The sequence below is a fragment of the Mucilaginibacter sp. P4_A11 genome, assembly GCF_056402535.1.
This window is the reverse complement of sequence record NZ_JBFUHE010000003.1, coordinates 1-21,698: the sequence shown is the minus strand read 5'-3', so window position 1 is coordinate 21,698 and position 21,698 is coordinate 1. Positions and strand designations below refer to the sequence as shown.

Sequence of the window (21,698 nt, the reverse complement as noted above, 5' to 3'; positions counted from 1 at the left end):
CAAATATGTAAAATTGCACCCGCAAACAAAAACAAAATAACCGCGCCTATAGCTCAGTCGGTTAGAGTAGAAGACTCATAATCTTTTGGTCCCTGGTTCGAGCCCAGGTGGGCGCACAAAATGGCATTTCTGCCAGTGTAACAACCCTCTAAGTCATTGATTTAGAGGGTTTTTTATTTTATTCGAATCCTTTTCAGTCCTTACGAATGCACGTGGTGAAACACCAATCCGGACCCCCGAAATAAGTTTTTACTTTTGGGGCCGAGAATGATGTAAGGAACTTATTTACAGTTATTTAGGTGTTTGAACTAAAGACTCAAAAGCACTAAAAAGGGCTACTCATAATTTGTTCCCGGCCCATTCCTGGCCCCTGAAAAATGACCTTTTCGGGATGTAATTAATCATTTATTCACTTAAAAACTGTAAAAAGATGAAAACATCGCAGTCATTTGGTGTGCATTTCACCATCAAAAAAGAAAGGGCAAAGGATGGCGTAACCAACGTTTACGTATCCATTACCGTTAACAAAGAGCGCATCCGTTTCGCGCTGAAACATCAGGTCAAGATCGACAATTGGGATGCCGGCCGCGGCGGTCTAAAGGTCAAAGTTACGGAAGCCAAAGAGACCAATGCGTACCTGGAGCAGGTCAAATTCACGATCACAACCTATTACCAGCAATTACAGATCGCGGGGAAAGAAGTTACCGCGCAATTGCTGAAATCCATGTTCCTCGGTGAACAAACTGAGGAAACTTACTCCCTGAGCAAACTGATGGATTACCATTACGAGACCGCTTCAGCCGCCCTGACCTGGAGTACGCTGAAACATTATGCGGTAACCCGCCGATACCTGGAAAAATTCCTAAAAGAAAAGCGGAACACGACTGACGTAAAGATCAATGAGATCGACTATAAGTTCATTATTGATTTTGAAACCTATTTGCGGAACCACAAGCCTAAAGACCATCAAAGGCCGATTAATAACAACGGCGTAATGAAACACCTGATCCGCCTGCGTAAGATGACGACGCTTGCGCTAAAATTGACCTGGATATCACGCGACCCTTTCAAAAATTATAAGTTCCGTTACAAAAAGGTCGAAACCGCATTTCTTAATCAGAAAGAGCTTAACTCCATACAGGAGAAGGATTTTGCAGTAGACCGTTTGAATTTAGTACGCGACCTTTTTGTGTTCAGTTGCTATACCGGCCTCTCCTATATAGACCTAATGAATCTGAAAGATTCCAATATTACGGCCGGCGAAGACGGTGCGCAATGGATCAAGTTGTTCCGCCAGAAAAGTAATGAGCCTACCAATATTCCTATACTTCCTGTGGCACAGCAAATACTGGAGCGGTACAACATTTCAGACCGGGCCGAGATCACCGGCACGCTATTCCCTAATTTATCCAATCAAAAAGTAAACAGTTATCTGAAAGAGATCGGTTTCATGAACCAGATCAAAAAGGCACTCACCTTCGGTGTTGCGCGTCACACATTTGCGACCACTGTAACCCTTTCCAATAATGTTCCGATAGAAACAGTGAGCAAAATGATGGGCCATACAAAGATCGCGACCACACAGATCTATGCAAGGGTGCTCCTTAAAAAAATCAGCGATGACATGGGACAACTTAAAAAGATAATTGAGAACAATCAGGCAGATGTTAAACAGAAATAATTAATGATCTAAATTATGGCAACTCCAGATAAATTAATAGAATTATTGACCGGCAAAGTTTTTAAAGTTCGTAACCAAACCGTAGTATTTGATTTCGATGCTGCCGCATTATATGAGGTGAACATCGCAGTTCTCCATAAAACGGTAACCAAAAACTCAAAGCGTTTTCCAGCTGATTTCATGTTCTGGCTCACCTCTGATGAGTGGAAAGAAATTGCTGAGAAAATTTCGCCCGGTCTGTTTATCACAAAACGTTTGCCGCCTTTGGCATTCACCAACAGCGGGCTGTTCATGCTTTCCGGTGTATTAAAAGGACCACGTGCGGCCCAGATTAGCGTTCTGATCATCGAACAGCTCTTTTCTTATAAAAATATTATTTAAAGGCCTTGGGATAGTGCAATCAATGATTGCGCTATCCCTTTTCCAAATAAAAAAAATTACAAGTTCTCTTTTTGTGAACTTTTACCTAAATTTGCTTAAAGATGAAAATTCATCTGATTAAAAAACAAACGTTGCTGGATTTTGCATTCCGGTATCCGGGAAGCCGGGTGCCTCTTGGAGATTGGACCGCGAAACTGAAATTTGCTGATTGGGAACAGCCAGCTGATATAAATTACACTTTTAACACAGCTGACCTTTTGGGAAAAAGCAGTAATAGAATCGTGTTCGATATCGGCGGCAATAATTACCGGATGATCTGCAAATATTTATTCGGCGCGGTGCAGGTTCACTTATTTGTTTGCTGGATCGGTACCCATGCAGATTATGATAAGATCTGCAAACAAGGTTTACAGTACACCATTAATATATATTGAAGATGGAAGCAATAAAATTAAAATATACAATTATCAAATCAAGGGATCAATACGATACCTATTGCAGGGTTTTGGAGGAACTAGTAAGTTCAGAAATCGATGATGCTGTTCAGGACGAGATCGATTTGCTTACCTTATTGATCGAAACATTCGATGAAGCTCACCGTACCTTTACCGAACTCGACCCGATAGCTTTGTTACGCTCATTCATGGCAGAACATGATTTAAGGCCGCAGCAATTGGTTGCACTATTAGGGGTAAGTAAAGGGTATGTATCTGATATCTTAAATTATAAAAAAGGCTTATCAAAAGAAGTGATCCGAAAACTTGCAACTCATTTCAAAGTCAGACAAGAAGCTTTTAACCGGCCTTATAAACTTAAAATACCCGAAGACCAACTGAAATTAAATTCAGAAAATATAACTAAAGTATCAACACAACAACTAGCTAGGCATTAAGAAGACTTAATAATGGGAACACAAAAGCAAAATATCACCTCGTTTGAAGAAGTACGTGATCAATTTATCGGTCCGGAAGGATCACCTGAGCGTAAGCGTTATGATAGCGGAATTGAACTGTTCATGGTCGGCGTTACCATTGCACAGGCAAGAGAAGCGCAGGGATTGACAGAGGAACAACTGGCTAAGAAGTGCGGTATTACCAAAGCGCTCATCAGCAAAGCCGAACTGGACGCTGAGAATGTAAAAATTTCAGTCCTCCAGAATATAATAGAAAACGGTCTTGGCGGACGGTTACAGTTGTCTGTACAGATTTAATTGAATTTTGTCTCAGCAATTTAACAGGATTCGACAAGGAGTTTTCAATCGCTGATAAAAATCAACATAGCAAGTACCTAGCCGGAGTTAATTCAGGAATTGTCAATAAATCAAATCGCAACAGTAAATCATTCATCTCAGCTACAAATAAGGATATCGACATTGTTTGAGGATTGAGATCCATATGTTCATTTTTTGCCTGAATATGGACACGTACAGGAAATGTGTCCATTTAATGTCTTAACATGACAGGGATGTGTGAATATGCTTTTGTATGTAAAACGTGGCCAGATCGATGGATGAAAACTGTAAATACCCAGCTTGCCGCAGCAGGGTGACCAGTTGACCACGATGGTATGTAGAATGGTTAATGCTATGGGCAAATGTTTGGTAATATGGCATGTCCCCGATATTACCGTTGGGATAGATAAAAATAACCGGCTTGTCGAAGTCCTCTTCCGGATGGCCTTTGACAAATGCTTCCAGCCCATCAGAGGCCGCTTTCCAGATGCCTATTAATTCGCTTCTGGTACCGGTAAAAGTTGCCGAGAGGTAAACAGGGTCTACTGCCTTGTTCCAAAAGTCTATCCAGATCTTTTCAGCGCTTGCTATATGCACAGCGGTTAGTTTGACACTGCAAAAGCTGCTGATATTAACCTGTTCCCATTGCTCATCAGTGATCTGGCTTAGCCAGTCAATTGCCTTTTGATCGGCCCAGCTATTGTAAGCTGCGAGATCAGTAAAATATTGTTTTAACATGGCTTATTTTTTAGGCCTGCGCTAAAGTGGCAAGGAGTTCAGGTAATGTAGTAAGGCCCCAGTGTTCAACGTATCTGCCGTCTTTTACCCGTACAATATCGATCACATCAATGCTGATCGATTTGCCGGTCGCAGGCACACCTAACAACACGCCTGTTTGCGTACCACTAATTGTCTTTCGTGTGGTGACCATATCACCTTCAGCCACCTGGGCATGGATCGTTACTTTTAGATTTGAGATTGCCGGACGTAACACTTCGTTAAAAAACCAGATCATACCTTGTGGGCCGTTATCCATACTGGCCGGGGCCGAGCGGTTTACAAAATTCCGGTCCATTAGTGTGTTGAAGCTGTCGGCATTTCCCTGTTCGATCACTTCTTTGTTAAAGCGACGTACTACTGCTTTATTGTTTTCTATCATCGTTTCCATTTTATGTTGTTTTGATGATACAAAAGTACCGGCCGGAAGCAGGTGCCGGTTAGGGCCAGACGTTCAGGTGTTATGGCACAACGTTCAACTGTTGCTGCTGATAATCGCTGGGGGTGTTACCGAAATGGTTACGGAAAGCCTGCGAAAAACTGGAATGGTTTTGATAGCCAACCTTCAGATAAACGCCGGACGGGCTTTCTTCTGACGATCTGAGCAATTCGGCGGCCATTTCCAGTTTCCTGGTGAGCAGCCATTTTTGAGGGGTTGTATGATATATCTCGCTAAACCGTCTTTTAAAGGTTGAGGTGCTCATATGGCAAAGGAAAGCCATTTCGTCTACCGTTATTAGCTGACCAACGTGACTTTCCACCACTTTTTGATCTGCAGTTGCTCCCTGTCCTTTGTAATGATCTGTATAGCCCGGAACCGCCCGGGATCGGAATGTAAAAGATATAAGAGCAGTTCTTCTAGTTTGAGTACCCTTACTGCAGCCGGTACCTTACTTTCCGTATTTATTAATGCCTGCATCGAGGCGATAAACTGTATAATGAAATTATCCTGTTTAAAAATGAGGAAGGGCTGTTTGCCCCTTAATGGTGTAACGCTTTGCAGTAAATGATCATACTTGATCAGGAACCGGTTAAACAACTCGTTACTGAAGTAAAACAGGATGCTGCTGAACTGCTGCCCGCCCGTTAAAAGCTCGGAAGTGAGCACGTTCCCGGTCGACAATACCACCAGTTCACCGGCATTTACTACGGCCGTCGCATCCGGGTAAACAACGGTCTTGGTGCCGCTTACCAGCAGGTTGATCATATTCTGATTTAAGACGATCCTGTTCTTAACGGAATCCTGGCCAGAGGTGTAGCAACGGATCACAACTTCATCTGGCCTGGCAGGACAACCGTCTAAGATATCATCGGGTAAATAATATGTATTCATAATGCCGCCACCTTTTCATAACGTTCCCGGGAAGCTTTGATCTCGGGCATATTGGTATTGGCCCAGTCGTACAGGTGCATCAATGGCGTCACCAGGCTTTCACCTAGCGGCGTTAAGGCATACTCCACCTTAGGCGGGATCTGGGCGTACATCTTCCGCGTTAACAACCCGTCTGCTTCCAGCATTTTTAAAGTCACAGTGAGCATTTTTTGGGATATACCATCGATTAGCTGGTGCAGTTCGTTAAAGCGCAGCGTGCCGTGGTCAGAAAGCATAATGACGGTCAGCATCGACCATTTATCACCCACGCGGTTCAAAACATCTTTCACCGGGCAGTTGTCACGGTCACTCTCACATTTTCTTAAAATTTCTTTTTTCATATCCGCCTCATTTTCAACAACAGTTACTTATAAGTAAGTGTCTGACTTCCAAGTGCCTTCTTGTTTTAGAACGATCCACCCCTTAGCTTTGACTTACTTATAGTAAGTTAATCAACAAAAGTAATAAAAGGAAATCATGGATTTAGAATTGAAAGAAAAAAGAGCGTTGGTCACCGGTTCCAGTGCCGGTCTGGGTGAAGCGATCGCACGCTTAATGGCTGCCGAAGGTGCCGAGGTGATTGTTCATGGCCGTAACGAGGAACGTGCAGCAGCGGTAGCAAAAAGCATTAATGATACCGGTGGGCGGGCCATTTATGTTTTGGGGGATCTTTCAACCGACGAAGGTGCGGACGCCGTCGCAAACGGTGCTTTAACAGGCGGACCGATAGATATACTAGTGAATAACGCCGGCGCTTACACGCCAAGGCCATGGCTGCAGGTGAGTGTGGACGACTGGCGTGATAGCTACAATGTGAATGTACTTGCGTATGTACGCATGATACACCGTGTGCTGCCCGCCATGAAAACCCTGGGCTGGGGACGTATGATACAGATCGGTTCTTCGGGCGGTATTGAGCCATTTGCCCTACAGCCCGATTATTTGGCAGCAACCGCTGCACGTCATAACCTGACCGTATCGCTGGCCCGTGAGCTAAAAGGCACTGGCATCACTTCTAACACCATTGCGCCGGGACCAATGCTGGTAGAGAACACAAAGAATATGTTACTAAATATGGCTGGTCAGTTCGGCTGGGGTGACAATTGGGCCGACATTGAACGCAATGCGGTTGAACAATTTGTGCAAAACGATGTGGGGCGTTTTGGCAAACCGGAGGAAGTTGCAGCTGCGGTAGCCTACTTATCCAGCCCCATGGCCGATTATGTGACCGGTGCATTGCTGCGTGTCGATGGCGGGCATACCAGATCTGTTTAATCTCTTAACGTATTATTATGAGCAACAAAATCAGAAACATTACCGGCTGGACACTTAGCGGAATTATCCTGCTACTGATGGCCGCCTCGGCCATCGATAAGATCAGCGGCAGTGCGCATTCATTAGAAATGACGAGTTCCTTTGGCATCACACCGGCAACATACCGCTTGCTTGGCATCATAGAGCTAACATTGGTCATTCTTTTTATGATTCCAAGAACGGGCGTAATGGGATTGCTGCTGTTATCATCTTACCTTGGTGGCGCGATCGCCACCCATTTGCAGCATGGGCAAAGCATTATTTTCCCGGCAACTATCGAAGCGCTGATATGGATTGCCGCACTGATTCGTTTCCCGCATATACAGCAACGGTTATGAATTGAAAAAATAAATCGCCCCATATAATCTGGATAATGCATTGCCCGATTACAAAACCTTTAAAAAATATCTTAAACTCTTCAACTACCTGAACTTATTTCCGGCACAGGCCCACGACCTTTGTTGTATGGAAAACAACCAAAACATCGAAGCGACCATTCTCACTTACACAAGTGCATGGAATGAGACCGAGCGGGAAGCTATACTGGAAAAGATCAGCAAATGTTGGGCACCGGAGGGTACTTACACCGACCGCTTAACGGATACCATTACCGGACCAAACGCGATCACCGACCTGATCATTAGTTCGTATGGACAAATGGGGCCAAGAACGTTTCAGGTGCTGGCAGAACCGCAGGTACATCATCAAAGCGGACGATTCCACTGGCTGGCCATTAAACCAGAGGGATACCCGGTTGAAGGCATGGATTATTTTGAATTTGACAGCGAGAACCGCATCACCCGTATTGTAGGCTTTTTTTAAACAGGATATCATGAAATTAACATTGCCAAATATAGAACCGGGTCAAGGGCCCGTGTTGATGCTGAACATGATCAAATTCCGGGACAAAAAAGTCTACTTCGAACAGTATATACCTGCATTTAACGAAGTAGTACAACAACTGGGTATTGAAGGTGTCACCGTAAAACTGGTGAGCGAAGTCGTTGCCAACATCATGGCCGACGAAGATGAACAATGGGATGAGATCGTAGTAGTAGAATATCCTAGTGCAGAAGCGTTCTTAACCATTGCGCAAAGCGAACTTTATCACCAAATAGCTAATCCGCTTCGTGAGGCCGGGACAGCGGAATTGAAATTGTTCATGACACGCAAAATTGACTTTTAAAGGTTATACTTGCTTACATGTCTGAATTAATTCTGTCCAATTTCGCCTTACATATAGCACTTGCTCCTGACGAACAGGAGCAAGTGCTTGCCTTGTTACAACGTAAGACAATTACCAAACGCAGCCTACTGTTGCGCCCCGGCGAGATCGAACGACATATTTATTTTGTTAACGAAGGCTGCCTGCGCATGTACCATACAGATAAGGACGGTCAGGAACACAACCTATGCTTTTACCCCTCGAACTGGTGGGCCTGCGACATTGTGAGTTTTTTTAAAGCGAAGCCCGCCACCAATTCCATCCAGGCATTGGAAGACACGGAGGTGTGTTACTTTAGTTTGTCAGCGCTCGAACGATTATTTACCGAGTTGCCCAGGTTTGAGCGTTTTTTTCGCATTCTCACACAAAACGGGTTTGATATGTTTCAGCGGCGGGTAACGTCCAACCTGTCAAAAACCGCCGAGCAGCGTTACCGCGAATTCCGCAGGCATTACCCAGGACTCGAACAGCGCATTTCTCAAAAGCATATTGCCAGCTATTTGGGAATAACCGCGGCTTTTCTCAGCATGATGCGCAAAGAAAAGGATCTGTGATCTACACCTCATTTGCCCTTAAAGAACGCTGTCAAATTTAGTTTAACTGATCGCGACGGAACTGCACAAGCGAGACACTGGTGCGCTGCTTGAATAGTTTATTGAATGATTGCGGATGCTCAAAATCCAGGTTGTAAGCGGTCTCTGCTGCGGTCAGGGTTGTCTGGTTCAATAGCAGTTTTGCTTTCTCTATCAGCGCCAATGATATTGAATGATTGCGGATGCTCAAAATCCAGGTTGTAAGCGGTCTCTGCTGCGGTCAGGGTTGTCTGGTTCAATAGCAGTTTTGCTTTCTCTATCAGCGCCAATGAGGTATTGCATATCCCAGGCTGAAATGATATAGGCAATATGTTGGTCCCTATCCTGTGAACCATTTTCGAGAAAGATCTCGGAGGGCAGTTCGGAATCGAATGTAAATTTTAGTGTCCTAGAAACCAATAAGAGGTCACGATATGCGACCTCTTATTGTGTTTATAGTTATCAGGTCATCTACAATGCCTTTTTAAAGCAAATACTATCAGGCAGATCTACGTATGGTTCATAATTAGGGATAAGCTGATAACCAGCTCTGGGATATAGCCCTAATGCCTCAGTTTGTTTGCCGCCGGTTTCCAATACCACCTCGCTGAAACCTAATTCCCGAGCCCAATTTTCCAACTCATTCAAGATCAATTTACTTATGCTGTTTCCGCGAGCTTCAGGCCTTACAAACATCCGTTTAACCTCAATCGTTGATGGATCATACTGTTTAAAGCACCCGCAACCGGCAGGAGCACTATTCAGATAGGCAATGATTACAGTGTTATTTTCTTCTATAAGGTTATAATTATCGTAAATGTCCATCATCTCACCATTACGGATGCGGAGGTCATGGTCAAGTTCAGCAACTAAAGTTTTGAAGTCAGTGTCGTTGCTGTTGGTTCTTTTAAGTTGCGTTAAACTCATTGCGTAAAACTAGCAAATGGTTGCTACGTTATATTCTTCAAGCCATAAATTTCCTTTAACTGATCCAGGATGAATTGCGCTGCCTATTTGCTATTTGCAACACAACGTTTTCAGTCCTCCTGGGTACACCTCCCGAGGGCGCATACTTTAAAACCAATGAATAGACTGCTCACCATTTTCTGCGCTTTCGCATTCTACGAGCTTAATTCATCAGTTGCCAGGTAGATCCGTGATTGTTTTTTTCCGCTAGTTTTTGGGTAGGGATCAGTTGAAAGACGCCCTGAACTCTATGGGAGATTTACTTGTCTTGGCTTTAAATAATTTGCTGAACGATTGCAAATGCTCAAAGCCCAGCCCATAGGCGATCTCGCTGACCGATAATTCGGTGGTCGACAATTTCTCTTTGGCTTTTTCGATCAGTTTATCATGTATGTGCTGCTGCGTGTTCTGACCGGTGAGGACTTTGAGCAGGCTGCTTAAATATTTAGGCGAAAGATTCAATGCATCTGCCAAATAAGCCACACTAGGTAATCCTTTTGATAAGAGATCATCACTGTTGAAGTATTTAGCCAGTAAGTTTTCCACCTGTTCCAGTATCTGGTGATTAGATTTCTCGCGGGTAATGAATTGGCGATGATAGTAGCGGTCGGCATAATTCAGCAGCGCTTCTATGTGCGAAATAATAATGCTTTTGCTGAACCGGTCAATATTGCCCTGGTACTCTTTAAATATATTTTGAATAAGACTGTTGATCGTCGTCTCTTCCTTCTCAGAAAGGAACAAAGACTCGTTTAAAGAATAGTCCCAGAAATCATATTGCCGGATCGTTTTGGCCAATCCCGTATTCCATATAAAATCAGGATGGATGTAGATCGCCCATCCGGATTTTTCCGTCTTCTTACTTTTGTCGTTCACATCAATATTCAGCACCTGGTTGGGCGACATAAAAGACATAATGCCATCGTTAAAATCAAAAGGACGCTGCCCGTACTGTACTTTAAAATTGACCATGCGTTTTACAGCAATCGAATAAAAATCCATCGCCATGTTCATTGGCTCCAACACTTCCCGGTGTGGCACTGTCGCAACATCTACCACGCTGATGAGCGGATGAAGCGGTGCCGGTATGCCCACGAAGTGATGAAATTCTGCGATCGATTTAAAATGCTTCATACAGGTAATCTTTAGCTTTTAACATCCAAAACCAGTCTGCCGCGTACATGCCAGGTGGCAATCTGGCGGTGCGCCTCAGCAACTTCTTCCAAAGGAAACACTTTATTGATCAAAACCTGCACTTTACCGGCATCAATTAATTCAGCCATTTCTGACAGCCATTCCTGTTTAGGTTCGTTTGGCGCTAGCGATACTTTAACATCTTTAGTTTGGGCAGCTTCCGTCAATTCATCATTGAAGGGAAAGTCGGTATTGACACTTACGAATATACCACCTTCCTTTAATACGCTGATAGCTTTTATCCGCTCACCGTTGTTCCGGATCGGCGAAGCATCCAGCACAACATCTATACCATGCAGCAATTCTTCAAAGCGCTGCGTCTTGTAATCGATTACTTCATCGGCGCCCAATTGCTTTACGTATTCCACGTTATCAGTAGATGCCATGCCGATTACATATGCGCCCTTTGCTTTGGCAAACTGAACCGCAAAACCACCTACACCGCCTGAAGCACCCTGGATAAATATGCGCTGATCCGGCTTTAGATTGCCATGCCCAAACACACCTGTCCATGCGGTAAGGGCTGCCAACGGTACACCGGCGGCCTGCGTAAAGTCGAGGCTTTGCGGCTTAATGGCAAATTGACTTGCCTTACCTACGCAATACTCCGCATAACTTCCGTCACCGGGAAAGTTTGGAACGCCGTAAACATGATCGCCTGCTTTAAGGAAAATTACATCGCTGCCGGTTTCGACAACAATACCTCCAGCATCCCAGCCTAAGGTCATGGGTAATTTTAAAAACGAACGAAGGTTCTCGTTGTCGCCCTGCCTGATCACCGCGTCTACCGGGTTTACGCCACTGGCAAACACTTCGACTAAAATTTCGTCTGATGCAGGAACGGGACGCGCTATATCTTCCATCTTCATGACCTCTGGTCCACCAAATTCATTAATCCTAACTGCTTTCATGGTATGTTAAATTTAAGATTCAAAGGTCAGCACAATCGACGAGCAGCTTTTAGCTGAAATACGCTTTCTGTTAGTCAAAAATCCCAAGGCCTGAAATGACAACCGGCTTTAAGCGTGGAAAAAAATAGCTTTAGCTAATTTGAAAGATAAATGTTTGATTTGCTTAGCTAAACAATATCATCGGCATGAACGAGCTTGAGACTTACATCCATCACCATTTCGGCATCAGCCCCGATGACTGTCAGCGCGTGAGCGGATTATTTAAGATGGAGACTCTGGAGAAAGGAAGCTATTGGTTAAGAACAGGTAAGTTCTGCAATAAGCTCAGTTTTATAGAAAGCGGTATTATGAGGGTATACGTTAATTTGCCCGAGAAAGAAGTAACCCAATGGATAGGCACAGCTGGCTATTTTATCACGGACGTACACGGTTTTATGTTTCGGAACACATCGAGATTTAATATGCAGGCACTGACCGAGATGCGTTTGTTTACTATTGATTACGAAGGATACCTGATGATGGGAAAGTTGGTACCCAAATGGCATGAGTTTGAAAAATTGTTCATGGGCAAGTGTTTTGTCATGCTGGAGAGCCGCATATTCGATTTTATTTCTATGACCGCCGAGGAACGTTACCAGCAACTATTCGATCAGAACCGTGAACTTTTTAACCAAGTACCCTTGCAATACCTGGCTTCCATGCTGGGGATGACACCGGAGACGTTTAGCCGGATACGCAGAAAAATGGTTTCTTGATTTTTGTCAAGAGCAAACGGGCTGTTTAGCGCCTACGTTTGACCTAACAAAAACAAAATCATGAATCAGGAAAAAGCGATGAGCTTCACCATCAAAATTGAAGAAGCGGCCATAACTGCAGTTGCCACATATTTCTTATCAAAATTCAATTTGGGTCTGCCTGTCTGGATGTGGGTACTACTGTTCTTCAGTCCTGACCTATCTATGCTGGGTTACCTGGTTAATTCACGTATAGGCGCCTTGACATACAATTTATTTCATCATCGCGGGATCGCATTGGCGGTCGTGGCTGCCGGCTTCCTTACGCACCTTGATATACTCATTACCGGCGGGTTATTATTAGCAGCCCACTCATCGTTTGACAGAATGCTGGGTTATGGCCTCAAATTCCCTGATGATTTTAAGCACACCAGCTCGGGATGGATGGGAAAAGATAATGAAGTCAAGGCTGTTTAACCAGTTTTGAACTTCAAGCTCATTGATAGAGACATAATCTTATTCTACCTTAATGGCTGCCAGCATAGTTTAGGGTTGGTTAGCGAACGTAATCAAGTCTCTATCCAATTTTGCGCGCTCCCAGCAGATGCCGATAAGCGGGACAGGGTGATTTGGAGACCTGCGTTGTTTTGGGATCCTGTCTTATCACCGTTTCCAGGAACTGCCGGTTAGCATCACCCCACTGGTTCATTGCATCTATGATCGGCATTAATGACCAACCTATCTCTGTTAGCGAATATTCTACCTTCGGCGGCAATTGCGGATAGATCTTTTTTTCTACCATGCCATGTTCCTCCAACTCCTTAAGCTGCACGGTCAAAACCCTGCGGGTAACTCCAGACAATAAACGCAGGATTTCGCTGGGCCGTTTTACATCCATCGAAATGGCATTTAGCAACGCGGGCTTCCATTTGCCATTAAGGACCTCTTTAGTCAGATGCAAGCCGCAATCAATGGTGAGTGGGATTTTTCGTTCGTACATACGCTGGTTTATCTTGATCCAAAAATAGGCATTGGATCTCACTTTGACATAAGGGATAATTTTATCCCTATACCATTAAATTATCCCTTATTGTGCCCCTGCTGCTGATGTCCGAGGTTTGCTTAAAAAAACAATGGAAAATACAGCAAAACCTTTATTAGAGGAATATCATTTAGGCAATCTGCAATTAAAGAACCGGGTAGTTATGGCGCCAATGACCCGAGGCCGTGCCACTAACGCTGGTTTGGTTCCCACACCTCTCATCGCAGAATATTATGCACAGCGAGCATCAGCAGGTTTAATAATAAGCGAAGGCACCTGGGTAAATTCAAAAGCGATAGGCTTTATCAACGTACCCGGCATTTATAACCAGGAACAAGTTGAAGGATGGAAACTGGTTACTAAAGCCGTACATGACAATGGCGGTTTGATCTTTTCACAACTCGGTCATATAGGCTCCGCATCACATCCGGATCATCTGAATGGTGAACTGCCTGCCGGACCTTCCGCTATTAACCCGCAAACGCAATCATTTACGCCGAAAGGGTTCAAAGATACACTCACACCACGCGAGTTAAACGTTGCTGAGATCAAGCAAACAATACAGGACTATAAGCAAGCCGCTCAAAATGCTAAGGATGCAGGGTTTGACGGTGTTGAAATACATGCGCAGGCAGGTATGCTGATCCCGCAATTCTTAAGTTTAGCTACCAATCAACGTAAAGATGAATATGGTGGAAGTATAGAGAACCGCGCACGGATCATTTTTGAGATCCTGGACGTCATCAAGGAAGTTTGGGACAGCAGCCGTTTAGCCATCAGGTTTACACCGGTCATGTACAGCCATGTAGGTATCGTAACCCCTGATGTAGAGACGATACCGCTGTTCCAGTATATTTTGACTAGACTGAACGATTACAACCTGGCCTATGTTCACATTGTAGGACCGGCACAAGACTTAACAGGTACACCTGTAGAGGTACTGCAAACCGATTATTTCAGTCATTTCCGTCACCATTACAGCGGCAGATTGATGGCCAATCTGGGTTTTACACAGCAAACAGCTAATAAAATATTAAAAGACGGTAAAGCAGATCTGGTATCTTTTGGTCAATTGTACATTGCAAACCCTGATTTATCGGAACGCTTTAAATACCAGATCCCTTTGTCTGAAAGTGATCCGGACACTTATTACACAGGAGAGGAAAATGGATATACCGATTATCCAAGAGCAGAACTTAGGGGGAATATTGCACAATTGAGAGACGCTGACGCTTAAAAACAAGTAAGAAATCAAAGGCCATGTTTTCTAACCAATGCCGGAAAGCATGGTCTTTGATTTGATAGAATGTGGCTTCAATGTCAACGCTTTTGAAATTCTTTATGAATAGCGTTGAACCCTTCGGTAATGTAGCCTTGCTACACATATTCATTTAGCGACTTTCCGAAATTCCTTGAAAAAATGGTTCGAGTGCAGTGCGATGTGCTTCACCCCATGTTGCAGTATGTTCAATCACGGGTATTAACGACTCACCAAGCGGCGTTAAATCATATTCCGTTTTTAACACTTTTCCTTCAAAGATGGTCTTTGTCAGAATGCCTTGATCCGTTAACTGCTTCAACTGGCTGTCCAATAAGCGCCGGGAGGCTTTAGGTATCCTCTTGTGCAATTCTCCGGGTCTTTTGATTCCCTGGTAAATACACCAAATTAAATTTATCTTCCACTTCCCGTTCATTACCTCCATAAAAAGATGAAGGCCGCATTCCAGTTCTACAGGCAGTTTTCTTTCATACATATACAAAAATAAGTCATTTTGACCGTGTTTGGGTAAGGCTGAATTTAGCCGTAATTGACTTGCTTCGTGCACAAGCAGATATTTGGATTATGAAAATCAAATTATTTGGCAGGAATACGGGCTTACCCGCCAGTGAGCTCATTTTAGGAGCAGCGAATTTAGGGTCGCGTCGTGGCTATGGCGCAGTTGCTGAGGACATCCCCAAGATACTGACAGCGTTTGCTGATGCGGGCGGTAACATCATTGACGTTTCGGACCAATATCAGTTGGGCGAATCCGAAGAGAACGTTGGAAAATTCATCGAGGGACAACGCTCCAACTTTATTATATGTAGCAAATACACCCGAAGTAGCGAAAAGCAGCCTCTGCCTGCAAATCAGGGCAATCATCGGAAAGCAATGCGTCAAGCCGTAGAGGCCAGCCTGAAGCGCCTTAAGACAGACTACATAGATATTTATATGCCACATTACGATGATGGTTTGACCCCATTGGACGAGATCTCCCGTGGTCTGGAAGACCTGGTAAGATCAGGCAAAGTACTATATACAGGGCTTGCAAATTTCCCTGCCTGGAAAGCGTCAGCCATTGCAGCCAATATATCCCTTGCAGCCTTACAGATCGAACATAACCTGACCCAGCGAACGGCAGAACGGGAGTTAATACCGATGGCCGGCCATTTTGGACTAGGCATGATGCTTTACTCCCCTCTCGCCGGTGGATTATTGACCGGAAAATATCGGGCTGGTGCATCAGGGAGATTGACACTTGGTTCAGCAGATAATTATAAAGAGGATGACAGAACGAAAGCCATACTTGATACATTGGAAACGATCGCATCAGAGGTACATGCCACTTCCGGACAGGTGGCATTGGCCTGGACACTCACCAAGAATGCTTTCCCTATTATTGGCGCCCGCACCACCGGCCACTTGCTGGATGCCTTAACAGCGCTCGACATCGTGCTTAGTGCTTATCAAATAGAACAACTGAACGGTGTAAGTGCAGTTTCATTAGGATATCCTCATGAGCTGCTCAAAACAGTTCAGACTACTTACTGAAAGGATCGTATACTTCAAACCTATGCCTGATGCAGCAAACTGATCAGGCATAGGTTTTTTGGATTAAATTTTAATCATTTATCTCGCTTGCTAAAGCAATTTCTTTTTGTGCATCCAGTGCTTCCAAGCGTGATACTAAGGCCGCCCGCATGTCGCGATACGCATCACCGCCGAGGGCTAAACGTAACGGTGCAGGAGATACTTCTACGCTGTCGATCATTGCTTGTACAGATCTATCAACGTCGCCTTTTATAGGGAAGGTTCCTGCGGCAATGGCCCGCCTTACATCGCCGGCCGGTGTATGCTCATAGGCTTCCATTACCGGAGCGGTCGTCATTCCTGCGCCAAAGGATGTTTGATGCGCTCCCGGTTCAACAATGGTTACGCCAATATTCAACGGTGCCAGTTCTTTGGCAATGGTATCGCAAAAACCTTCAACGGCCCATTTGGTGGTATGATAGTAGCTAAAGTTAGGATACGTCGTTTGCCCGCCTGCTGATGAAAGCTGCAGGATACGGCCATGACCCTGCTTCCTGAAATGCGGCAGTGCAGCGCGGATAACCTGGATAGAACCAATGATGTTGGTATTGAACTGTTGGATGATCTGTTCGTCGCTTGCTTCTTCTACCGAGCAGAATAAGGCGTATCCTGCGTTGTTGACCACTACATCTATTTGCCCAAGATCTGCAAATGCCCGGTCGACAACTGTTTTAATAGCCGCTGTATCTGTCACATCCAATACAACAACCTGTAAATTTTCAGGATAAGTTTTTTTGAGTTCGTCTAAGGCATCAGCTTTGCGTACGGTAGCCACAACACGATCGCCTTTAGCCAGCAGTTTTTCGGTAAGTACCTTACCCAGACCGGCTGATGTTCCGGTTATTAACCATGTTTTCATAGTGTATCGTTTTATAATTTAACGACACAAAATTAAACCGTTACCGACCGGCCGGTTAACCCTGTACAAACGAATATCGACCTTAATCAAACAGCTATCGCAGTGAAGACGGAGACTGGCCGGAATAAGCCCGGAATGCCCTGGCAAAATGCGTGGGCTCTTCAAAACCCAGGCTGTTACTGATCTGACTGATCGTCCAGTTGGAGTGGACCAGTAAGGCACGCGCTTCCAGCATCAGCCTTTCATTAATAAGTTGTGTCGTGGTCTTTCCGGTTGCTTCTTTCAGCGCCCGGTTCAGGGAGTTGATATGCACCGCGAGTTTTTCAGCGTATTGTTGCGGTGTGCGTAAGCTGATCTCTTGGTAAGGAGAAGCCAGCGGAAACTGGCCGGCAAGTAAAGATTTGAAGGTATCGGTCAGGCGTGCAGATGCCGCGGAACTCTTATTTTCCGGCTCCGGCTGCAGCTTTAAAGCGCCATGAATACATTCCAGCACGTAGAGGAACAACAGGTCATATTTATGGGAATAGGTGGATGCTTGTTCGTGCAGCATTTTCTGGAACAGGCCGGTAAAAAGCGCTTCGTCCGACTGGCTTAATTTAAAAACGGACTGTGCACTGCCATTAAATACCGCCCAGTCGGCCGGGCGAAGGTGCGTATGCAGCGGTAAAAAATCTTCGGTGAACATACACGCGTAGCCACTGCAAATACCTTGGTGAACCTCCCAGCGGTAAGGCACCTCGCGGTTGGTGAATACCAGTGCCCATTCATCTCCATTCAACCGGTATTCTGTTCCCTGGTAAAAGTACGAGGTCTTCCCGGTGACCAAAGATATTTTGTAGAAGTCCTTACGGCTATAAGCAGCGGTCGCGGCCAAACTTTCCGCAGAGAATTCTTCAAGCCTTACAGCCGCAAAATAGCCTGCGGATGGATCTTTCACAGCCGATAAATCGGGTGCGAAAACATGAATGGGCTGCGTATCGATCATCCCCAAAATTAAGAAAACTACTACATATAAAGGTGTCAGGTCTTAATGACCCAGGTTTATCACTGCTTTTTAATGGAGATACAATTACCAACACCCTGCTTCGCGTTTGATCTTTTGATACATCATAGTTCAATACAGTATATTCCAGCATTTAAATAACGCAACCTTAGCCAAGGTTGTTAAATTATGATCTTTTCTGATCAGAAATTTGATGCTCATTAAATTTTCAGGACATGGAAAAAGGAACAGAGCAAAGAAAAACAATGGGTCTGGTACCTAACAGGAATCAGATACTCACCCTCGGTGATCTTGTAGAATTCAAAGAAGATATGCTTCAAGAAGTCAAACGCATCATGAAAGAATGCGTCAGCGGCGCCCCAGGAAAGAAGTGGCTCAAATCTGCTGAAGTGAAAAAACTGCTTGGCATCTCTCACGGATTCCTGCAGTCGCTTCGGGACAGCGGTGTGCTGCCATTCACCAAAATAGGCGGCTCGATCTATTACGACTATGAGGATATCACTTTCATGATGTCTGCAAACAAAAGCGCCTGACGTTTCACCGGCCGGGCCTGATCCGGGTCCGGCCATCAATTGACAGTCTATGCAATTCCCAACTATAAAACGCAAAGCAAAGCGCATACCTGCCGAGCGCAGGGTGATTCCCAAAACGGAAGCAATCCTTCAACATGGATTCGGCACCGAAATGCCGCCACAAAAGCCCTTGGTCGAGATCTATTTTGATCAAAAAGAACTGATCTCGCAAGCGGATATCTTTTTCGACTATTATGAAAAAGCGAACTGGTGCAGCCCCAAAGGCACTCCGTACCGCAATTGGAAATTACTGGCTGGCGACTGGATCTTTAATTACCAGCAGGAGAAAAAACTAAAAAAGCGGCAGCTGGAAAACGCGCTTTTATAAAGGCAATCAACCAACGGACTACCATTATACATCTCTAGTAAAATCAATATGGCAAAGATCATCACCGTGGCCCACCAGAAAGGTGGCGTAGGTAAAAGTACTTTAGCGATCAACCTGGCGCTATGCTTCCAGGATCAGCTATCTGTAGCCCTCGTCGATACAGACCTTCAGGGCAGTCTATATCATATCCGTGAGGATTTCCCGGACCTGGTTATCATTGGCGCTGACAAGCTTTCTGATATTCAGAAACTGTCGTATGACCTGATCATCATTGATACGCCGCCCTATCTCTCCAGCCGCTTACCAGAATTGTTCCGGTATTCAGATTTTATCCTGGTACCGACCAAAGCAGGCTTTTTTGACGTAATGGCTATCCGCTCAACCCTTGCATTGATCAGGGAGGCACAGAAGCAATCGCCTCACGTGAAAGCGGGTATAGTATTCAACATGGTTAAACCGCGATCCGGCATTACCAGGGAGGTTGCCGAACTATTGAAAAGCATGGATATGCCATTGCTGAATACGATGGTGCATGACCGCGTAAGCATTGCGCGCTCGTCCATGACCGCAGGCATTTTGAATGGTACGGACCGTCGGGCCAAAGAAGAGATTATGGCATTGACAGAAGAGGTCGTTGAGCGTATCAGTGCCGGATAGCATGCTAGCTTTTTATTTCTATAGAAAGCTAGCATGATCGCATCATACAATAATAGCATCGTAGCAATATAGCATGCTAGCATTACCTGATAACAATGTAGCATGATAGCAGACCATGAGAATTTCATAGTAAACTATTTTAATAGCAAATGGAAAATTATAAAAATAAACTCGGCAACCTGGCTGACAAACTCAAGAAGGAACAGCCAAGGACACCCATCCAGGAAGTGCAGCCGGTCAAAGTTGAAACGGTTCCCAAAGAGCCCGAGGTTCAGTTCAATAACCGTATACCTAAAGGACTGCTAAAACGGTTGAAGGCGTACGGACTGGAGTACGATGAATCCCTTAAGGACATCAATATTGAGGCACTTAATCTGTATCTCAGCCATAAGGCGAAGACGGATGAAGCAACAAAGAATGCCAATTGAAACACTGATAGCAGGACAAGACCGCCCGCTTCGCAGCAGTCAGCAAGATGTACGTTTGTATTACAAACGAATCTTGCCGTCCTCCGCAGTCGGCCGCGGTCCTGGCAAAAACACTCCGAAGTCGCATTTTTAAAAGAAGCTATGGGAACAGATGCAGAAAAACTAACACGTGTCCTGCTGACCAGATTCAAGCAGACCGAATACGACCAACTCAACAATAGATTCAAAAATTCACGCTTCCGAAAGCTAAGCGAATATGTCCGGAGTGTCTTATTGGAAAAACCGGTGACGGTCCATTACCGTGACAAAGCCATGGATGATGTCCTGGAAGAAATGATTCTGTTACGGCAGGAACTCAATGCCATTGGCAACAACCTTAATCAGGCGATGCGGAGTATCAACGGTGCTCATGGTGATGCCGACACCCGTTTATGGATGAATTTAATGAGTATCATTCATAGCAAAGTGGAGCCGTCAGTTAAGCAGATCAAAGAACGGATGAACGAATATGCAAATATATGGTCGCAAAAATCAAAAGCGGAAAAAGCCTGATCGGCGCGCTCAACTATAACGAAAACAAAGTGAAACAGCATAAGGCGATATTCATTGAGGCGGCGCGGTATTTTAAGGACCCGGAAGATCTGTCCTTTTCGGATAAACTTATCCGGCTCACCGACCTTGCCGGAATGAACCAACGCGCTAAAACCAATGCGGTTCACATCTCACTGAATTTTCCTAACGGAGAAGCTTTACCGGATGAAACGTTAAGAGCGATCGTTAAAGAATATATGCTCGGTATAGGATTTCAAACCCAACCTTACCTGGTCTACCGTCACCATGATGCAGGGCATCCGCATATTCATATCGTAACTACAAATATTAAACGAGACGGCGAACGGATCAGTTTACATTACCTGGGACAGAATGAATCGGAAAAAGCGAGGAAAGCAATTGAAGTAAAATTCGGTCTCATTAAAGCGCAGGAACAGGAAGCTCAAAGACCCAACCTTAAAGCGGATGTGAAACTGGCCGAATATGGTGAATCAGAGACCAGGCGAATGATCACTAATATTCTGAGCGCCACACTGCACAGTTATAAATTTACCAGCGTACCGGAACTTAATGCAGTCCTGAAGCAATTTAACATACAAGCTGATCGGGGATCCAGAGACTCACGGATGTATACGCGGGGAGGATTGATCTATTGGGTTCTCGACCGACAGGGTAACAAGACCGGCGTTCCCATAAAGGCCAGTAATATATATGGTAAACCGACACTGAAAACGCTGGAAACAAAGTTCCGGCTCAATGAACAATTAAGGAAACCGTATAAAGCCGAACTGATCAAAGTTGGATAAAACACACCAAAATGACCCTATCCGGCCAGATCAAAAAGGTCCCCTTTGCCAGTTGAAAGTGACCACGTTCGCCAAAGCAAAGTGACCCCTCTTCGCCAGACGAAAGTGACCCCTCAAAAGAGATTAAAGTAATGTATTGATAGGTTTCTGTGGACAAGGTTTTTGTTTAGCTTTTTAGATAAACAAAACCAGCGAATACATGTCCAATAAACCGATCAAGATGAATAGATTACGACAGATCA

General features: G+C 44.7%; 34 protein-coding genes and 1 tRNA gene. 21 read left to right on the top strand and 14 right to left on the bottom strand.

Annotation, left to right across the window (positions count from 1 at the left end):
- Nucleotides 1–42 precede the first annotated feature (42 nt).
- The 6 genes from AC1DUD_RS07310 to AC1DUD_RS07285 all read left to right on the top strand — a co-directional run bounded on the left by AC1DUD_RS07310 (nucleotide 43) and on the right by AC1DUD_RS07285 (nucleotide 3,272).
- Nucleotides 43–116, top strand: a tRNA-Ile gene (locus tag AC1DUD_RS07310).
- A gap of 314 nt (nucleotides 117–430) precedes the next feature.
- Complete coding sequence (locus AC1DUD_RS07305; RefSeq protein WP_477373093.1) at nucleotides 431–1,681, top strand: site-specific integrase; 1,251 nt, start codon at nucleotides 431–433, stop codon at nucleotides 1,679–1,681.
- Nucleotides 1,682–1,696: 15 nt separating this feature from the next.
- Entirely contained in the window at nucleotides 1,697–2,062 is a 366-nt protein-coding gene (locus AC1DUD_RS07300) for an ORF6N domain-containing protein (RefSeq protein WP_477373091.1), read from the top strand.
- 101 nt (nucleotides 2,063–2,163) lie between these two features.
- Complete coding sequence (locus AC1DUD_RS07295; protein WP_477373089.1) at nucleotides 2,164–2,496, top strand: type II toxin-antitoxin system HigB family toxin; 333 nt, start codon at nucleotides 2,164–2,166, stop codon at nucleotides 2,494–2,496.
- A gap of 2 nt (nucleotides 2,497–2,498) precedes the next feature.
- Nucleotides 2,499–2,954 (top strand): helix-turn-helix domain-containing protein, encoded by a 456-nt coding sequence (locus AC1DUD_RS07290; RefSeq protein WP_477373087.1) that lies wholly within the window; start codon nucleotides 2,499–2,501, stop codon nucleotides 2,952–2,954.
- Between the two features lie 12 nt (nucleotides 2,955–2,966).
- Nucleotides 2,967–3,272 carry a helix-turn-helix domain-containing protein gene (locus AC1DUD_RS07285; protein WP_477373085.1) on the top strand — a complete coding sequence of 102 codons (306 nt, stop codon included), beginning with the start codon at nucleotides 2,967–2,969 and terminating at the stop codon, nucleotides 3,270–3,272.
- A 240-nt stretch (nucleotides 3,273–3,512) separates the two neighbouring features.
- Here AC1DUD_RS07285 and AC1DUD_RS07280 read toward each other — a convergent pair whose 3' ends face one another.
- The 5 genes from AC1DUD_RS07280 to AC1DUD_RS07260 form a co-directional block, all read right to left on the bottom strand.
- On the bottom strand, nucleotides 3,513–4,031 hold the full coding sequence (locus AC1DUD_RS07280; protein ID WP_477373083.1) for a DinB family protein: 519 nt from the start codon (nucleotides 4,029–4,031) through the stop codon (nucleotides 3,513–3,515).
- Between the two features lie 10 nt (nucleotides 4,032–4,041).
- Nucleotides 4,042–4,461 carry an ester cyclase gene (locus tag AC1DUD_RS07275; protein ID WP_477373081.1) on the bottom strand — a complete coding sequence of 140 codons (420 nt, stop codon included), beginning with the start codon at nucleotides 4,459–4,461 and terminating at the stop codon, nucleotides 4,042–4,044.
- 70 nt (nucleotides 4,462–4,531) lie between these two features.
- Nucleotides 4,532–4,831 carry a helix-turn-helix transcriptional regulator gene (locus AC1DUD_RS07270; RefSeq protein WP_477373079.1) on the bottom strand — a complete coding sequence of 100 codons (300 nt, stop codon included), beginning with the start codon at nucleotides 4,829–4,831 and terminating at the stop codon, nucleotides 4,532–4,534.
- Nucleotides 4,807–5,403, bottom strand: a complete 597-nt coding sequence (locus AC1DUD_RS07265) for a hypothetical protein (RefSeq protein WP_477373077.1) — start codon at nucleotides 5,401–5,403, stop codon at nucleotides 4,807–4,809. Before AC1DUD_RS07265 ends, AC1DUD_RS07270 begins: the two co-directional genes overlap by 25 nt.
- Nucleotides 5,400–5,783: a winged helix-turn-helix transcriptional regulator gene (locus AC1DUD_RS07260; protein ID WP_477373075.1), complete on the bottom strand. Its 384-nt coding sequence runs from the start codon at nucleotides 5,781–5,783 to the stop codon at nucleotides 5,400–5,402. Before AC1DUD_RS07260 ends, AC1DUD_RS07265 begins: the two co-directional genes overlap by 4 nt.
- Before the next feature lie 136 nt (nucleotides 5,784–5,919).
- Here AC1DUD_RS07260 and AC1DUD_RS07255 point away from each other — a divergent pair, with 136 nt between their 5' ends.
- From AC1DUD_RS07255 to AC1DUD_RS07235, 5 genes are read left to right on the top strand one after another with little or no spacing between them, the layout of a single operon-like run.
- Nucleotides 5,920–6,717 (top strand): SDR family NAD(P)-dependent oxidoreductase, encoded by a 798-nt coding sequence (locus AC1DUD_RS07255; RefSeq protein WP_477373073.1) that lies wholly within the window; start codon nucleotides 5,920–5,922, stop codon nucleotides 6,715–6,717.
- Nucleotides 6,718–6,734: 17 nt separating this feature from the next.
- Nucleotides 6,735–7,094, top strand: coding sequence for a DoxX family protein (locus AC1DUD_RS07250; RefSeq protein ID WP_477373071.1), 360 nt, complete (start codon nucleotides 6,735–6,737; stop codon nucleotides 7,092–7,094).
- Between the two features lie 40 nt (nucleotides 7,095–7,134).
- Complete coding sequence (locus AC1DUD_RS07245) at nucleotides 7,135–7,578, top strand: isomerase (RefSeq protein WP_477373069.1); 444 nt, start codon at nucleotides 7,135–7,137, stop codon at nucleotides 7,576–7,578.
- Nucleotides 7,579–7,588: 10 nt separating this feature from the next.
- The gene (locus AC1DUD_RS07240) at nucleotides 7,589–7,942 is read left to right on the top strand and encodes a DUF1330 domain-containing protein (RefSeq protein WP_477373067.1); all 354 of its coding nucleotides are present in this window, start codon (nucleotides 7,589–7,591) and stop codon (nucleotides 7,940–7,942) included.
- Nucleotides 7,943–7,959: 17 nt separating this feature from the next.
- A complete protein-coding gene (locus AC1DUD_RS07235; RefSeq protein WP_477373065.1) occupies nucleotides 7,960–8,535 on the top strand; it encodes a Crp/Fnr family transcriptional regulator in 576 nt (191 codons plus the stop codon).
- 37 nt (nucleotides 8,536–8,572) lie between these two features.
- On the opposite strand, the gene AC1DUD_RS07230 is transcribed toward AC1DUD_RS07235, so the two are convergent.
- The 5 genes from AC1DUD_RS07230 to AC1DUD_RS07210 form a co-directional block, all read right to left on the bottom strand.
- Nucleotides 8,573–8,707: a hypothetical protein gene (locus AC1DUD_RS07230; protein ID WP_477373864.1), complete on the bottom strand. Its 135-nt coding sequence runs from the start codon at nucleotides 8,705–8,707 to the stop codon at nucleotides 8,573–8,575.
- Nucleotides 8,655–8,909 carry a hypothetical protein gene (locus AC1DUD_RS07225; protein WP_477373870.1) on the bottom strand — a complete coding sequence of 85 codons (255 nt, stop codon included), beginning with the start codon at nucleotides 8,907–8,909 and terminating at the stop codon, nucleotides 8,655–8,657. The genes AC1DUD_RS07230 and AC1DUD_RS07225 overlap by 53 nt, the downstream gene beginning before the upstream one ends.
- 115 nt (nucleotides 8,910–9,024) lie before the next feature.
- Nucleotides 9,025–9,480, bottom strand: coding sequence for a GNAT family N-acetyltransferase (locus AC1DUD_RS07220; RefSeq protein WP_477373063.1), 456 nt, complete (start codon nucleotides 9,478–9,480; stop codon nucleotides 9,025–9,027).
- Between the two features lie 264 nt (nucleotides 9,481–9,744).
- On the bottom strand, nucleotides 9,745–10,653 hold the full coding sequence (locus AC1DUD_RS07215; RefSeq protein ID WP_477373061.1) for a helix-turn-helix domain-containing protein: 909 nt from the start codon (nucleotides 10,651–10,653) through the stop codon (nucleotides 9,745–9,747).
- Between the two features lie 11 nt (nucleotides 10,654–10,664).
- The gene (locus tag AC1DUD_RS07210) at nucleotides 10,665–11,624 is read right to left on the bottom strand and encodes an NADP-dependent oxidoreductase (protein ID WP_477373059.1); all 960 of its coding nucleotides are present in this window, start codon (nucleotides 11,622–11,624) and stop codon (nucleotides 10,665–10,667) included.
- A 185-nt stretch (nucleotides 11,625–11,809) separates the two neighbouring features.
- Here AC1DUD_RS07210 and AC1DUD_RS07205 point away from each other — a divergent pair, with 185 nt between their 5' ends.
- Entirely contained in the window at nucleotides 11,810–12,379 is a 570-nt protein-coding gene (locus AC1DUD_RS07205; RefSeq protein WP_477373057.1) for a Crp/Fnr family transcriptional regulator, read from the top strand.
- A 60-nt stretch (nucleotides 12,380–12,439) separates the two neighbouring features.
- On the top strand, nucleotides 12,440–12,835 hold the full coding sequence (locus tag AC1DUD_RS07200; RefSeq protein ID WP_477373055.1) for a DUF4260 domain-containing protein: 396 nt from the start codon (nucleotides 12,440–12,442) through the stop codon (nucleotides 12,833–12,835).
- Nucleotides 12,836–12,935: 100 nt separating this feature from the next.
- Here the strand turns inward: AC1DUD_RS07200 and AC1DUD_RS07195 are convergent, their stop codons facing one another.
- Nucleotides 12,936–13,358: a winged helix-turn-helix transcriptional regulator gene (locus AC1DUD_RS07195; RefSeq protein WP_477373053.1), complete on the bottom strand. Its 423-nt coding sequence runs from the start codon at nucleotides 13,356–13,358 to the stop codon at nucleotides 12,936–12,938.
- A 133-nt stretch (nucleotides 13,359–13,491) separates the two neighbouring features.
- Here AC1DUD_RS07195 and AC1DUD_RS07190 point away from each other — a divergent pair, with 133 nt between their 5' ends.
- On the top strand, nucleotides 13,492–14,637 hold the full coding sequence (locus tag AC1DUD_RS07190; protein WP_477373051.1) for an alkene reductase: 1,146 nt from the start codon (nucleotides 13,492–13,494) through the stop codon (nucleotides 14,635–14,637).
- Between the two features lie 154 nt (nucleotides 14,638–14,791).
- Here the strand turns inward: AC1DUD_RS07190 and AC1DUD_RS07185 are convergent, their stop codons facing one another.
- On the bottom strand, nucleotides 14,792–15,226 hold the full coding sequence (locus AC1DUD_RS07185; RefSeq protein ID WP_477373049.1) for a winged helix-turn-helix transcriptional regulator: 435 nt from the start codon (nucleotides 15,224–15,226) through the stop codon (nucleotides 14,792–14,794).
- 17 nt (nucleotides 15,227–15,243) lie between these two features.
- Between AC1DUD_RS07185 and AC1DUD_RS07180 the strand changes: the two genes are divergently transcribed.
- Nucleotides 15,244–16,212 (top strand): aldo/keto reductase, encoded by a 969-nt coding sequence (locus AC1DUD_RS07180; RefSeq protein ID WP_477373047.1) that lies wholly within the window; start codon nucleotides 15,244–15,246, stop codon nucleotides 16,210–16,212.
- A 70-nt stretch (nucleotides 16,213–16,282) separates the two neighbouring features.
- Here AC1DUD_RS07180 and AC1DUD_RS07175 read toward each other — a convergent pair whose 3' ends face one another.
- Both AC1DUD_RS07175 and AC1DUD_RS07170 read right to left on the bottom strand, forming a co-directional pair.
- On the bottom strand, nucleotides 16,283–17,110 hold the full coding sequence (locus tag AC1DUD_RS07175; protein WP_477373045.1) for an SDR family oxidoreductase: 828 nt from the start codon (nucleotides 17,108–17,110) through the stop codon (nucleotides 16,283–16,285).
- Nucleotides 17,111–17,204: 94 nt separating this feature from the next.
- Nucleotides 17,205–18,095 (bottom strand): helix-turn-helix domain-containing protein, encoded by an 891-nt coding sequence (locus AC1DUD_RS07170; RefSeq protein ID WP_477373043.1) that lies wholly within the window; start codon nucleotides 18,093–18,095, stop codon nucleotides 17,205–17,207.
- Nucleotides 18,096–18,328: 233 nt separating this feature from the next.
- On the opposite strand from AC1DUD_RS07170, the gene AC1DUD_RS07165 reads away from it, so the two are divergent.
- The 6 genes from AC1DUD_RS07165 to AC1DUD_RS07140 all read left to right on the top strand — a co-directional run bounded on the left by AC1DUD_RS07165 (nucleotide 18,329) and on the right by AC1DUD_RS07140 (nucleotide 21,456).
- Nucleotides 18,329–18,646, top strand: a complete 318-nt coding sequence (locus tag AC1DUD_RS07165; protein ID WP_477373041.1) for a helix-turn-helix domain-containing protein — start codon at nucleotides 18,329–18,331, stop codon at nucleotides 18,644–18,646.
- A gap of 49 nt (nucleotides 18,647–18,695) precedes the next feature.
- Nucleotides 18,696–19,013 (top strand): hypothetical protein, encoded by a 318-nt coding sequence (locus AC1DUD_RS07160; RefSeq protein ID WP_477373039.1) that lies wholly within the window; start codon nucleotides 18,696–18,698, stop codon nucleotides 19,011–19,013.
- A gap of 48 nt (nucleotides 19,014–19,061) precedes the next feature.
- Nucleotides 19,062–19,670 carry an AAA family ATPase gene (locus AC1DUD_RS07155; RefSeq protein ID WP_477373037.1) on the top strand — a complete coding sequence of 203 codons (609 nt, stop codon included), beginning with the start codon at nucleotides 19,062–19,064 and terminating at the stop codon, nucleotides 19,668–19,670.
- Between the two features lie 149 nt (nucleotides 19,671–19,819).
- Nucleotides 19,820–20,098, top strand: coding sequence for a hypothetical protein (locus AC1DUD_RS07150; RefSeq protein ID WP_477373035.1), 279 nt, complete (start codon nucleotides 19,820–19,822; stop codon nucleotides 20,096–20,098).
- Between the two features lie 141 nt (nucleotides 20,099–20,239).
- The gene (locus AC1DUD_RS07145) at nucleotides 20,240–20,650 is read left to right on the top strand and encodes a plasmid mobilization protein (RefSeq protein ID WP_477373033.1); all 411 of its coding nucleotides are present in this window, start codon (nucleotides 20,240–20,242) and stop codon (nucleotides 20,648–20,650) included.
- A complete protein-coding gene (locus tag AC1DUD_RS07140; RefSeq protein ID WP_477373031.1) occupies nucleotides 20,617–21,456 on the top strand; it encodes a relaxase/mobilization nuclease domain-containing protein in 840 nt (279 codons plus the stop codon). The genes AC1DUD_RS07145 and AC1DUD_RS07140 overlap by 34 nt, the downstream gene beginning before the upstream one ends.
- The last annotated feature ends 242 nt before the right edge of the window (nucleotides 21,457–21,698 follow it).